At 72.6% G+C, this 12,457-nt stretch carries 11 protein-coding genes and 2 pseudogenes; 8 read left to right on the top strand and 5 right to left on the bottom strand.

What is annotated here, in order from left to right:
* Positions 1-31: 31 nt before the first annotated feature.
* On the bottom strand, positions 32-853 hold the full coding sequence (locus tag AB0E88_RS17390) for a lysozyme (protein WP_361630997.1): 822 nt from the start codon (positions 851-853) through the stop codon (positions 32-34).
* 264 nt (positions 854-1,117) lie between these two features.
* Between AB0E88_RS17390 and AB0E88_RS17385 the strand changes: the two genes are divergently transcribed.
* Complete coding sequence (locus AB0E88_RS17385; RefSeq protein ID WP_361630994.1) at positions 1,118-1,609, top strand: MarR family transcriptional regulator; 492 nt, start codon at positions 1,118-1,120, stop codon at positions 1,607-1,609.
* 176 nt (positions 1,610-1,785) lie between these two features.
* Here AB0E88_RS17385 and AB0E88_RS17380 read toward each other — a convergent pair whose 3' ends face one another.
* On the bottom strand, positions 1,786-2,577 hold the full coding sequence (locus AB0E88_RS17380; RefSeq protein ID WP_361630991.1) for a protein phosphatase 2C domain-containing protein: 792 nt from the start codon (positions 2,575-2,577) through the stop codon (positions 1,786-1,788).
* A gap of 369 nt (positions 2,578-2,946) precedes the next feature.
* Between AB0E88_RS17380 and AB0E88_RS17375 the strand changes: the two genes are divergently transcribed.
* The 7 genes and pseudogenes from AB0E88_RS17375 to AB0E88_RS17345 all read left to right on the top strand — a co-directional run bounded on the left by AB0E88_RS17375 (position 2,947) and on the right by AB0E88_RS17345 (position 9,581).
* Entirely contained in the window at positions 2,947-5,850 is a 2,904-nt protein-coding gene (locus AB0E88_RS17375) for a nitrate- and nitrite sensing domain-containing protein (protein ID WP_361630988.1), read from the top strand.
* A complete protein-coding gene (locus AB0E88_RS17370) occupies positions 5,847-6,353 on the top strand; it encodes a roadblock/LC7 domain-containing protein (RefSeq protein ID WP_361630985.1) in 507 nt (168 codons plus the stop codon). The genes AB0E88_RS17375 and AB0E88_RS17370 overlap by 4 nt, the downstream gene beginning before the upstream one ends.
* Positions 6,354-6,358: 5 nt before the next feature.
* On the top strand, positions 6,359-6,772 hold the full coding sequence (locus AB0E88_RS17365) for a DUF742 domain-containing protein (RefSeq protein ID WP_361631349.1): 414 nt from the start codon (positions 6,359-6,361) through the stop codon (positions 6,770-6,772).
* Positions 6,753-7,409, top strand: a complete 657-nt coding sequence (locus AB0E88_RS17360) for an ATP/GTP-binding protein (RefSeq protein WP_361630982.1) — start codon at positions 6,753-6,755, stop codon at positions 7,407-7,409. Before AB0E88_RS17365 ends, AB0E88_RS17360 begins: the two co-directional genes overlap by 20 nt.
* 62 nt (positions 7,410-7,471) lie before the next feature.
* Positions 7,472-8,725 (top strand): styrene monooxygenase/indole monooxygenase family protein, encoded by a 1,254-nt coding sequence (locus tag AB0E88_RS17355; protein WP_361630979.1) that lies wholly within the window; start codon positions 7,472-7,474, stop codon positions 8,723-8,725.
* Between the two features lie 144 nt (positions 8,726-8,869).
* A pseudogene (locus AB0E88_RS17350) lies at positions 8,870-8,959 on the top strand (transposase); the annotation flags it as partial.
* Positions 8,960-9,149: 190 nt separating this feature from the next.
* Complete coding sequence (locus tag AB0E88_RS17345; protein WP_361630976.1) at positions 9,150-9,581, top strand: hypothetical protein; 432 nt, start codon at positions 9,150-9,152, stop codon at positions 9,579-9,581.
* Between the two features lie 141 nt (positions 9,582-9,722).
* Here AB0E88_RS17345 and AB0E88_RS17340 read toward each other — a convergent pair whose 3' ends face one another.
* The 3 genes and pseudogenes from AB0E88_RS17340 to AB0E88_RS17330 all read right to left on the bottom strand — a co-directional run bounded on the left by AB0E88_RS17340 (position 9,723) and on the right by AB0E88_RS17330 (position 12,211).
* Positions 9,723-11,021 (bottom strand): NlpC/P60 family protein, encoded by a 1,299-nt coding sequence (locus AB0E88_RS17340; protein ID WP_361630973.1) that lies wholly within the window; start codon positions 11,019-11,021, stop codon positions 9,723-9,725.
* A gap of 262 nt (positions 11,022-11,283) precedes the next feature.
* Positions 11,284-11,550, bottom strand: a pseudogene (locus tag AB0E88_RS17335) (hypothetical protein); the annotation flags it as partial.
* A gap of 10 nt (positions 11,551-11,560) precedes the next feature.
* The gene (locus tag AB0E88_RS17330) at positions 11,561-12,211 is read right to left on the bottom strand and encodes a helix-turn-helix domain-containing protein (RefSeq protein WP_361630970.1); all 651 of its coding nucleotides are present in this window, start codon (positions 12,209-12,211) and stop codon (positions 11,561-11,563) included.
* Positions 12,212-12,457: the final 246 nt, after the last annotated feature.

Genomic DNA, 12,457 nt, shown 5'->3' with positions numbered 1-12,457 from the left:
GCGCGCGCAGGCCGTCGGCGCGGGGTGTGCGCTAGCCGTTGGCCAGCGCCTGGAGCCGGTCGTAGGCCCCGTTGAACTTGTCGTGGTCGCCGACGGTCGGGCCGGACGAGGTGTACTGCCACATCGTGTAGTACGCCCAGCCGGCCGGCAGCGTGCCCGGATCGGTGGCGTACCGGGCGATCCACAGCGGGTTGGTGGTGGCGAAGCCGCCGTAGTTGCCGGTGCACTGGGTCCACCAGCTCGTCGCCGTGTAGATGACGGCGTCGCGGCCCGTGCGGGCCTTGTACTGGTTCAGGAAGTCGCGGATCCAGGTGACCATCCCGCTCTGCGTCTTGCCGTAGCAGGCGGCGCCGTAGGGGTTCCACTCGATGTCGAGGGCGCCCGGCAGGGTCTTGCCGTCGCGCGACCAGCCGCCGCCGTGGTCGACGAAGTAGTTGGCCTGGGTGGCGCCGCTGGTGGTGTCGGGCGTCGCGAAGTGGTACGAGCCGCGGATCATGCCGACGTTGTAGGAGCCGTTGTACTGCTGCGCGAAGTAGGGGTTCGTGTAGTACGTCCCCTCGGTGGCCTTGACGTACGACCACTGCACGCCGCTGCTCCACAGCGTGGACCAGGCGACGTTGCCCTGGTGGCCGGAGACGTCGACGCCCTCCGTCTGGGCGGCGTCACCGGTGCTGGGCGTGCCGCTGCTGCCGTCGTGGGCCAGGACGCCCATGCCCATGTAGGCGGAGCCGCGTGCGGGGACGTCGGCCGGCCGGGCGGAAGCGGGCAGGGCGAGGGAGAGCACCGCGAGGCCGGCCGCCGCGAGCGAGGCGAGCAGGCGGGGGCGTGCGGAACCGGGTCTGTGCACGGGCATGACGTGCCTCCGAAGGCGTCGGTGGGGAACGCTGGACGTCGGTGGGGAACGCTGGACGACGTGCTGCACAGGTGGCCCGATCGTGACTGGCGTGGGCATGCCAGTCAGGGGCCTGGTAAAAGAAGCTACGCACGTAGACCGTATGGAGGGAAGGGGTCCGGACGCCGCCGTTGGTCTAGCCCTGCGAAATACTGACCAAGCTGCGGCGATGGTGGGCGCCTGGCGGAAACTTTCAGGATCGGGAAACCGGATCAGGGGACTGACGTGCACGAGGACGCGAACGGCGCGGAGCATCGGGACGAACCCGGGGCGACGCCGAATGGTGTGGACCAGGAGTTCCTGGCGCTGGAACGCGAGCTGACGGTCTTCCTGCGCCGGGCCCGTGCGAGCCAGGGCGAGATGGCCCGCGAGGTCCACCCGGACCTGGAGTCGGCCGCCTACGGCCTGCTGGTCCGGCTGGACGAGTGCGGCCGGCAGCGCGCCACCGAACTGGCCGCCTACATCGGCGTCGGCAAGGCCACCATGTCCCGTCAGCTGCGGGCCCTGGAGGAGCTGGGCCTGGTGGCCCGCGAACCCGACCCGGCCGACGGCCGCGCCTGGCTGGTCCACCTCACCGAGGAGGGCCACCGCCGGGTGGGCAGCGTCCGCGAGGCCCGCCGCGCCCGCTACGTCAGCAAGCTCGCCCACTGGAACCGCCGCGAGGTGGCCGAACTGGCCCGGTTGCTCCACCAGCTGAACCGGGGCATGGAGAAGTGACGCCCACGCCTTCGGATACGGCCGACGGCTGCGGGGTCATGGGTGACCACTCCGCGCGGATCGCCGTCACGACGGGTGGACGTTTCCGTGAGTGACCACTCCGCGCGGACGGGCGGCGTCTCCGTGGGGGACCACCCCGCGCGGACCGCCGTCACGGCCGGCGGTGCGGCCGGGGGTCACCACTCCGCGTAGACCACCGTCGCGTCGTCGTGGGTCTTGCTGCCGCCCAGGCGGACGCGTGCCTGCGCGTCCGCGCGCTCCAGGGAGCGGACGCGGGCCACCAGGGCCTGGGCGCCCTCCTTCTGGATCAGCCTGAGGCAGTCCGCCCAGTCGCCCTCGCGGAACTTCTCCACCCAGCGCGTCGCCCCGTCGGTCAGCGCGGCCAGCGCGCTCACCTCCTCGCGCGGCAGGGAGCCGGTGACCGCGCGGCCGGCCACCGAGGGGTCGGCCGCCGCCGTGAAGAAGCCGCCCTCCTTGTTGCGCAGGTGCGCGTCGATCATCTCGTCCGTGGCCAGCGCGGCGCGCGGCAGCCGGGCCAGCCGGTCGTCCAGGACCGCCGTCACCGCGCCCGCCGGGGAGTGCACCAGCAGCGCGGAATCGGACAGCACCAGGTACTCGACGAGGGCCGCGGACCAGCGCGCCACGACCACGGTTGCCTGCGGGGTCCGCGGGTGAGAAAGGTCACAGGTCCCGGCGTGTGCGGCGGCGGTACGCGCGATGGCGCGGGAGAGGACCTCCGCCAGGGGAACATCCAGGAGCGAAACGGTCAGTTCGGTCAGTGCTCCGCCGAGCCGGGCCGTGTACCAGGGGACCGAATGCAGACAGCCCGTGTCCCCGTTCCGGGGCGGCGTCACCCCGTCCAGGACGACGAGCGACCCGCCCTGTCCGGAAGCGGGTACTCCGATGCCGGCGAAGTCCTCGTTGGGGCGGATCGGATCACCGGGTTCCGAGACGAGTTCCGTACGCATCCAGCCAGTCTGCACGAGCCCTTCACATGCTCCGCGAACGGCTGGCAAACATCGCGGGTTCGCCGTACCGGCGCCGCCGCGCCGCCGGTTTTGGGAGGGAATGGTTCACTCCGCCGAGGCGTGGCGGCGAATCCTGCCAAAGCGCGCCGCAGACGTCCAACCGGCCCGCCGCGCAAGGGCGCTGCACACGCCAGAGGAACTTGCCCGCCAACTCGTCCCCGATGTTCACTCCTTCGGGTGGCGGGGCAGATGATGCCCGCCCGCTGCCCACCGGCACTGGGAGGGTCGGGAACCGTACCGGACGCACGCGCCGATTGACGGTGTGTCATCCGGTCCCATGGCTACACGAGTACAGGAATGCGAGCACCGGTGCAGAAGACGCGGCCTCGGCGCACAGGCAGGCAGTCGGCCCCCGAAGGGGGCGCACAGCCCCCCGTCGTCGGCAAGGGCCGCCCCACCCACGTCCGCAATCGGCTGATCGTCGCCGTGGCGGTGGTGGCAGCCGCCATCGCCGGCGCCGGCGCCCCGTCCGTCATCGCCGCCTCCGGGCAGCTGAAGGACACCCAGGACCTGGTCACCCTCGCCGGGCAGACCCAGGAGGCGCTGACCCTCGCCCACGCCCTCGCCGACGAACGCGACGACGTCACCTCGTACGTCGCCGCCGGCCGTCCCAAGGCGAAGGCGCCCGACGAGCAGCGCAGCGCCCGCGTCGACCGGCAGGTCGAGGAACTGCGCGCCGACACCGACCTGCCCGCCGCCCTGCGCGCCGACCTCGACGGCATCGCCGCCGTCCGCCGGGCCGCGCTCACCGGACGCAGCGGCGCGCTCGAGGCCCACCAGGCGTACTCCGCCGCGATCACCGAACTGCACCGGCTCACCGAGCAGCTCGCGCAGCAGAGCCCGCCGCGCGCCGGTTCCGGCGCCTACGCCCTCGCCGAGCTGGACTCCGCCGTCCAGCAGGCCGCCGCCACCCGAGGCCTGCTGGTCGCCGCGCTCAACGTCCCCGGTGGCACGCAGAACACCGTCGACCCGGTCACCGGCCTGCCCGAGACGGGCTCGGACTCCTCCTCGTCCGCCGCCAAGCAGCGCGACGCGCTCACCGCCGCCGCCCAGCAGGCCCGGCTGCGCTCCGACGCGGCCCTCGCCGACTTCCACGAGTCGGCGCCCCGGCAGGCGGTGTCGTCGTACGACTCCACGGTCACCGGACCGGAGACCACGACCGCCGAGAAGTACCTCGCCCGCCTCACCGACCAGCCCGCCCTGGACGACGACGAGCTCGACACCTCCGCCCGCAAACTCGACGCGGCCCTGTCCGCGCGGATCGAGCTGATGCGCGGCGCGGAGGCCGCGCTCTACGAGCACCGCACCAAGGCCCTGGAGCAGCTGCGCGACGACGACGTCACCGCGCTGGAGATCCGCATCGCGGTCCTCGGCGCGCTGATCCTGCTCGCCGTCGGCATCGCCACCGCCATGGCCCGCAGCCTCACCCGCCCGCTGTCGGTGCTGCGGCGCGGCTCGGCCCGCCTGGCCGAGGCCGAGGACCCGGCCACGCAGGAACCGGTGAAGTTCACCGGCCGCAACGACGAGTTCGCCCAGGTCGTCCGCTCCGTCAACGCCCTGCACGCGCACGCCGTCGCCCTCGCCGAGCGCGTCGGCACCCTGGAGTCCGACCGCAAGCACCTGGTCGGCCAGCGGCAGAAGATGGCCGACGCCCGCGAGGAACTGCGCGCCGAACTCGCCGAGTCCGCCGCCCAGCTCGACAAGGTGCGCACCAGCATCGGCTCCACCTTCGTCAACCTCGCCTTGCGCACGCTCGGCCTGGTGGAGCGTCAGCTCGCCGTCATCGAGGGCCTGGAGGAGCGCGAGCAGGACCCCGACCGCCTCGCCACCCTGTTCAAGCTCGACCACTTCGCCACGGTCATGCGCCGGCACAGCGAGAACCTCCTCGTCCTCGCCGGTACCGAGCACGTCCAGCAGCACGCGGGCCCCGTCCCGCTGGTCGACGTCGTCCGCGCGGCCGTCAGCGAGATCGAGCGCTACGAACGCGTCCGCATCGCGGCCCTCCCGCCGCACGCGCACGTGGCCGGATTCGCCGCCGACGACCTCTCCCACCTGCTGGCCGAGCTCATGGAGAACGCCACCGCGTTCTCCCCGCCCGACGTGCCCGTCGAGGTCTCCGGCTGGCTGCTGGAGAACGGCGAGGTCATGCTCTCCGTCCAGGACGAGGGCATCGGCATGACGGACGAGCGGATGCAGCGGCTCAACGCCCGCCTCACCGCCTTCGACCCGGAAACGCCCTACGACCAGGAGGGCGAGGAGGGTCTCGGCCTCGGCCTCTACGTCGTGGCCCGCCTCGCCCACCGGCACGGCGTGCGGGTGCGGCTGCGCGAGCAGAAGCAGGGCGGCACGGCAGCGGTCGTCGTCCTGCCGCAGTCGCTGCTGGCCGCCGCCCCGCCGGCCGCGGTCGCCCCGCCCGCGCACACCGCGAGCACCACCCAGAGCTTCTCCCTGCCGGGCGCCGACGCCGAGGCCAACTCCAACGTCCTGCACGGCCGCACGAGCGAGGGCGACCGCCTGGTCGCGCTCGCGGAGAAGGCGGTACGGGACCGGGAGCGGGCGCAGGCCGGGGAGCGCGCGTCCGAGCAGGACACGGCGCAGCAGCCGGCGCCGGGCGACGCGCCGGCCCAGGAGCCGGCACCGACGCAGGCCGCGGAGCCGACGCAGACCGCGGCACCGGCGCAGACCGCAACACCGGCGCCGGTCGCCGAGCCGACGCCGGCCGAGGACGCCGTATCGCCGGCCGCGGTGCCCGCGGAGTCTCCCGCCGAGATGACGATGGAGCTGCTGATCCCGTCCCCGAAGTCGGAGGAGACGGCCCCCGCGCCCGCGTCCGAAAGCGCGCCGGCGCCGGCCGCCCCCGAAGCCGTGGCCGCCGACGGCGACGAACCCGCTGACGGCGCAGCCGAGGCCGAGGCGGAGCACGAGCGCACCGCGGACGAGGAGGACCAGTACACCGCGAAGGGCCTCCCCAAGCGCACCCCGAAGATCACCGCGCCCGCCCAGGCGGAGCGCCCCCGGACCAAGTCCGTGGACGCCGAGGCCCTGCGCCGGCGGCTCGGCGGCTTCCGCCAGGGCGCCACCGCCGGCTACCGCGACGCCCAGGCGGAGATCGCCGAGCAGACGGGCCAGACCAGGACATCCGCGGCGCAGCCCGCGGAGCGACGACCTACACAAGACGCCACGGGGGGCACAGTCGAGGAGGCAAGCAGTTGACCGCGCCCAGTACCTTCGGTCTGAGCAGTGAAGCCCGCAACCTGCACTGGCTGTTGAGCAACCTCGTCGAGGAGGTCCCCGGCATCGTCTCGGTCGCCGTGGTCTCCTCCGACGGCCTGCTGCTGCTCTCCTCCGACCAGGACCGCAACGACGAGGCCAGGCAGGCCCAGCAGGCCACCCGGACCACCGGCCCCCGCGGCTCCGCCGCCGACCTCGCCACCATCGTCTCCGGCATCGGCAGCCTCACCATCGGCGCGGCCAAGCTGATGGACGGCGGCGCGGTCAAGCACACGATGGTCGCCATGGAGGAAGGCAGCCTGTTCGTGATGTCGATCAGCGACGGCTCGCTGCTCGGCGTGCACGGCTCCGCGGAGTGCGACATGAGCGTCGTGGCGTACCACATGGCCCTGTTCGTGGGCCGCGCCGGGCATGTGCTGACCCCCGAACTCCGCAGCGAACTGCGTAAATCCCTGGAGTCCTCCTCGATGGGGAGCGAGCGATGAGCAGCATGTCCCACGCCGCGAAGGGCCGGTTGCCGGTGCGCGGCGGCGACCGCAAACCCGCCCGTGTGCGCCCCTACTCGCTCACCGGCGGCCGTACCCGCTTCGGCCACGTGCTGCTCGTCGAGACGTTCGTGGCCGCGCTGGACGCCCCCGAGGAGCGCAAGGAGATCACGAAGGGTACGCTCACCACCCGCGTGATGCCGGAGATGCGGGCCATCGTCGAACTGTGCCGCCGTATGCGCACGGTGGCCGAGATCGCCGCGCTGCTGAAGATGCCGCTCGGTGTGGTCCGCGTCCTGCTGAGCGACCTCGCGGACCAGGGAAAGATCCGCGTGTACGGAACGGGCACCGGCCACGGCACGGGCCGGCCGGACCGCGCGCTGCTGGAAAGGGTGCTGAGTGGACTCCGTCGTCTCTGACGCCGCTCGTGGCGTCTCCCCGTTCGCCGAGGCGGCCCGCGTCGCCGAGCCCGACGAGGAGCTGAAGTCCTGGCAGACGGACCGCACCCGGGCCCCCATCGCCACGAAGATCGTGGTGGCGGGCGGCTTCGGCGTCGGCAAGACCACCCTGGTCACGTCCGTCTCGGAGATCACGCCGCTGCAGACCGAGGCGCTGATGACCGAGGCGAGCCAGGAGACGGACGACCTCACGGCCACGCCCGGCAAGCTGACCACCACCGTGGCCATGGACTTCGGCCGCATCACGCTCGACGACGACCTGGTGCTGTACCTCTTCGGCACGCCGGGACAGCAGCGGTTCTGGTTCATGTGGGACGACCTGGTGCGCGGCGCGATCGGCGCCGTCGTGCTGGCCGACACCCGGCGGCTGAAGGACTGCTTCCCCGCCCTGGACTACTTCGAGAGCTGCGGGCTGCCGTACGTCGTCGCGGTCAACCACTTCGACGGCACGGAGCTGTTCGAGCCCGAGGACGTGCGCGAGGCCCTCACGATTCCTCCGCACATACCTGTCATGATCATGGACGCGCGGCGCCGGATCTCGGTCATCGAGACGCTCCTCGCCCTCGTGGCCCACACGCTCGAGGAAACCCCCGAGTAGTCCCACCGGTACCGAGGGGTCCGACCGGACCCGAGAAGTCCATCTAGGAGAGACATCCCCGCATGCGGAAGATACTCGTCGTAGGGGCCGGGCAGTCCGGCCTCCAGCTCGCCCTCGGCCTGCAGGCGCACGGCTACGAGGTCACCCTGATGTCGAACCGGACGGCGGACGAGATCCGCTCCGGCCGGGTCATGTCCACGCAGTGCATGTTCCACACGGCACTCCAGCACGAGCGTGACCTCCAGCTGAACTTCTGGGAGTCCCAGGCCCCGAAGATCGAAGGACTCGGCGTCTCGGTGGCGGCTCCCGGCTCCTGGGCCGAGGGTCCGGCGGCCCGCGCCATCGACTGGGTGGGCCGGCTCGACGGGTTCGCGCAGTCGGTGGACCAGCGGGTGAAGATGGCCGGCTGGATGGAGACCTTCGCACAGCGCGGCGGCCAGCTCGTCATCCACGGCGCGGCGGTCTCCGACCTCGACTACTTCTCCCGCGCCTACGACCTCGTCCTGGTCTCCGCCGGCAAGGGCGAACTGGTGTCGATGTTCGAGCGCGACGCCTCCCGCTCCCCGTACACCGAGCCCCAGCGCGCGCTGGCGGTGGCGTACGTGCACGGCCTCGGCCCGCGCCCGGAGCACCCGGAGTTCGACGCGGTCCGCTGCAACCTGGTGCCCGGCGTCGGCGAGCTGTTCATCATGCCGACGTTCACCACCTCCGGCCGCGCCGACATCCTGTTCTGGGAAGGCATACCCGGCGGCCCGCTCGACGTCTTCAAGGGCGTCAAGGACCCGGCGGAGCACCTCTCCCTGACCCTGGAACTCATGGAGCGGTACACCCCCTGGGAGTACGCGCGGGCCACCAAGGTCGAGCTGACCGACGCGGGCGGCACGCTGGCCGGCCGCTACGCGCCGACCGTGCGCAAGCCGATCGGGCGCCTGCCCGGCGGCGGCGCGGTGCTCGGCGTCGCCGACGTGGTCGTCGCCAACGACCCGATCACCGGACAGGGCTCCAACTCGGCGTCCAAGTGCGCGGCCGCCTACCTGGCCGCCATCCTCGAGCACGGTGACAAGCCGTTCGACGAGGACTTCATGCAGCAGGCGTTCGACCGCTACTGGCAGACCGCGCAGCACGTCGTCAAGTGGACCAACGCGATGCTGGCGCCGCCGCCCGAGCACGTGCTGAACCTCATCGGCGCCGCGGGCCAGCTCCAGCCGGCGGCCGACCGCTTCGCGAACGCGTTCAACGACCCGGCCGACTTCGAGAACTTCTTCTACGAGCCGGAGAAGACGGCCGCCTACCTGGCCTCGATCTCTGGCGCCTGACGGCCCTCTGACCTGGGCTCAGGCTGTCGTCGTCTGTCGTTGCCGGTCGACGTCGGCCGCCCCCGCACGGCCCACAGACGGCCCCGGAGACAACCTCTCCGGGGCCGCTGGTGTTTTTCGCGCCCAGCCTCTCGATACGCGGCGATGAAGGGCTACTCGGACGAGTTCAAGGCCGATGCCGTGGCCCTGTACGAGTCCACGCCCGGGGCGACCTACAAGAGCATCGCCGCTGACGATCCGCCGGGCCACGTTTACCGGCACGGCGTCCCCGCCCTGGAAAGGGCGCTCGGGTCGACAACGGGCTGAACGTGCAGGCACCCCGCCGATGTCACAGAACACGGGGCCGTTTAGTCTCGCGTCCGAAGGTCAACTTCGCGGAGGCTGACGAGAGTCGGTTCGCGGACATGTCGAGAAGGGGATCAAGATGCGCCAAAAGCTCGCAGCCCTGGCCGTGACCACCGTTGTCGTCGCCGGCGGGTCACTCGCCGGCGCGACGTCGGCGTCCGCGACGGTCGACCCGCCTGCGGGCGGTTGGGACCACACGTGGACCACCACAGACGCCAAGCAGGGTGGCACGGTCTACGTCGAGGAGCACGGCGACATCGTCCAGGTCTGTGACACGGCAGCTGACGGGGTAACCCCCCTCGTCGACGTCTCCTACTACAACCGCACAACCAACGAATGGATCCACCGCTACCAACTCAAGGCGGGGGGCGGGGTCGGATCGTGCGCCAGTGCCAGCGCTTCGCAGGGGGGTGCATACGACCTCCCCGAGGGTGCTGAAATCGAGGTCGACGTGTGGCTGAATGAAGTCCCCGACCACGCGTCCGGGCACTTTTACCTCAACGACCACTAGAAGACTGAGTCCAAGGGTTCGTCGGCCTGAGGCCGGGCCGATGCGGGGCCGGGGGCTGTCGGGCGGCTTGCGGCTGGTCCCGGCCGGCCGACGATCAGCCGGCCGGGGGTCGCTTCGGGCCGGTCCGGGCGATGCGGCCTGTCAGAGGGCGGTCGGCTTCTCCGGGGGACGGAGGACCGGGTTCTTCGGGGCCGGAGGAGCCTGCTCCTTCGGGGCCGGGGGTGCCTGCTCCTTCGGGGCCGGGGGTGCCTGCTCCTTCGGGGCCGGGGGTGCCTGCTCCTTCGGGGTCGGCAGGGGGCGTGGCGGGTTCGCCGGGAGTGGTTTCGGGTCCGGGCGTACCGCTCCCAGGATCGGGTGGGCCGCGATCGGGGAGAGTTTGATCTTCTCGCCGGTGCGCGGCGCCTCGACCACCTTCCCGCCGCCCACGTACAGCGCCACATGCGTGGCCTGCGGGAAGTAGACCACCAGGTCGCCGGGGCGCAGCGTGCGCAGCGGGACGTGGGGCAGCCGCGCCCACTGCTCCTGGCTGGTGCGCGGGATCGGTGTACCGGCGGCCTGCCAGGCCTGGGAGGTCAGGCCCGAGCAGTCGTACGACGCCGGGCCCTCGGCGCCCCACGCGTACGGCTTGCCGATCTGCCGCTCCGCGTACCGGACGGCGCGCTCGCCCCCGGTGGACGGCGGCTTGTCGTCACCGTCCAGCGCGCCGGACGCGACCAGGCTGCGCTGCGCCTCGGCGGCACCGGTGCGCTCCAGCGCGGTCAGGGCGGTCAGCTGGTCGGCGGTCAGGGAGGCGAGGAGCCGTTCGACGTCGGACAGGCGACGGCGGACGTCGTCGCGCTGCTTCTTCTGCCGCTCGGTGAGCGTCAGCTGCTGGTCGAGGGCGGTACGGGCGCGGCGGGCGAGGTCCGCGGCCCTGCGTTCGCTGCCGGTGAGGCGGCCGATGGTCTGCGCGCGCTCGCGTGCCAGCCGGCCGATCACATGGCCCTCGTCGATGGCGTGCTCGGGGTCGGACGCGAGCAGCAGGCGCAGGTACGGGGAGAGGTCGCTGCTGTTCTGGTACTGCTGCCGGGCGAGCCGGCCGGCGGCGCCGCGGCCGGCGTGCAGGGACAGCCGGGCCTTGGCCAGGGCGGTGTCCAGCCGCGCCACCTCGGCGCGCTTCTTCTTCAGCGCCTCCTCGGTGGCGTTGTAGGCCTCGGTGGCCACTTCCGCCTGCTGGTACAGCGTCTGAAGCTGCGTCAGAAGCGTGGGCAGGGACTCCGGCGCCCCTTCGGCGGCCAGTGGGGGCGCGGGCGCGTCATCCGTGTCTGCGGGTGGTTGTCGCGGTGCGTCCGCGGGTGGTTGTGGCTGGGGGTCGGGTACGGCTGCGGCATGGGCCGGCGCCAGCGCCAGTTGCGCCACCGCCATCGTCGTACCGACGAGACGCAGCAGCTTTCCTGACACGTCATCACCTCCGGTGCGGGGCAGCCCCTCTGCTCCGCACCGGCAGCCTGGGACGGATCCGCGAGGTGCGCGCGCCGGGTGTGCGCGGACCGGCGCAAGGGTGTCACTCGTCCGGGTCGTGCGGGTTGCCGTCCGGCGCGGCGTCTGGCGTGGTGCCTCGCGCGGCGTCTGGCGTGATGCGTCGCGTGCCGTCCGACGTGGTGCCTCGCGTGGCGTCCGGCGCGGAGTCCGACGTTGCGTGTGGCGTGTGGTGGGGCCGGGGCGCGGGTTTCGACCAGGGCCAGCGCAGGCGGCCGGTGCGGGCGTCGCCCGCGGGGTCGAAGGTGTACTTCCAGCCCTGGGTCAGGTTGAGGCGCTTGCTGTGGCCGCGGGGGACCCGGCGGTAGACCAGCACGGTGGGCGGGCCGCCGGCGGCGTCCGGGACCGGGATGCGGTACGTCTTCGGGGGGTGGCCGGTGGGGCCGACGAGCACGGGCAGGACCCGGCCGTCCATGGGGCCGCCCTCGAAGGGGGTGTCTTCGCTCTTCACGCCACCAGTCTCAGACATCCCCGGAGAGCGCGGCGAGCACGTCCGCGGTCTGCGGGTCGCGCCCCGCGGTCACGCCGAGCGCGGCGACGAACTGCTCCACGAGCCAGTCGCGCAGCTCGGCGGCCGGGGGCTGCTTGTCGTCGTCGAGCCACATGAGGGAGGCCGCCTCCACGGCGGTGATCCACATGCGGACGGTCATGCGCAGGCGGGGGCCGGGGGTGCGGACGGCGAGGTGACGGTAGATGTGGTCGGCGGCGGCGCGGCGGACTCCGTCCACTATGGCGGTGGTGCGGGACGTCTCCACGACGCTGCCGCCCTGGAGGAGGGCGCTGAAGCCGGCGTCGTGCTCGTCGACGAAGGCGAGGTAGCGGTCGAGGGCGCGGGAGAGGCGGGGGAGCAGCGGGCCGGTGCGCGGTTCGTCGAAGCAGAGCTGGAGCTGGTCGGCGGCGGAGCGCAGCGCCGCCTCGTAGAGCTGCTGCTTGCCGCCGGGGAAGTAGCGGTAGACCAGGGGACGGGAGACTCCGGCGGCTTCTGCCACGTCGTCCAAGGACACCTCCTCCGGGGCCCGGTGCGCGAACAGCGACAGGGCGGCGGTGAGCAGCTGGCTGCGGCGCTCCTCGACGCTGAGGCGGCGGTAGGCGGGGGTGGCGGAGGGGGTCATGCTTCGCAGCGTAGCCTGCGGCGCTTGGGTGGGCGTTTCGTGCGGGTTTCGTTGTGGTTGGTCGCGCCGTTCCCCGCGCCCCTGTTGGTGCCTGCGGCGGCCCGTTGCGGTGCGGTGGCCGGTTGCGGTTGCGCCTGCGGCCGGTGGGTGAGTCGGGGCCGGGGTGGGGGGTGTCCGTCCTCGGTCCGGCCGCCCGTTTCCGCTTCGGCAAGACCGCCCGCGACGGACTGCACCTGAAGGCCGCCG

Origin of the sequence: Streptomyces sp. NPDC028635, assembly GCF_040637635.1 — a bacterium.
Classification (GTDB): Bacteria; Actinomycetota; Actinomycetes; order Streptomycetales; family Streptomycetaceae; genus Streptomyces.
Note: the sequence above shows the minus strand (reverse complement) of the source record. Positions and strands in the feature narration are given on the sequence as shown.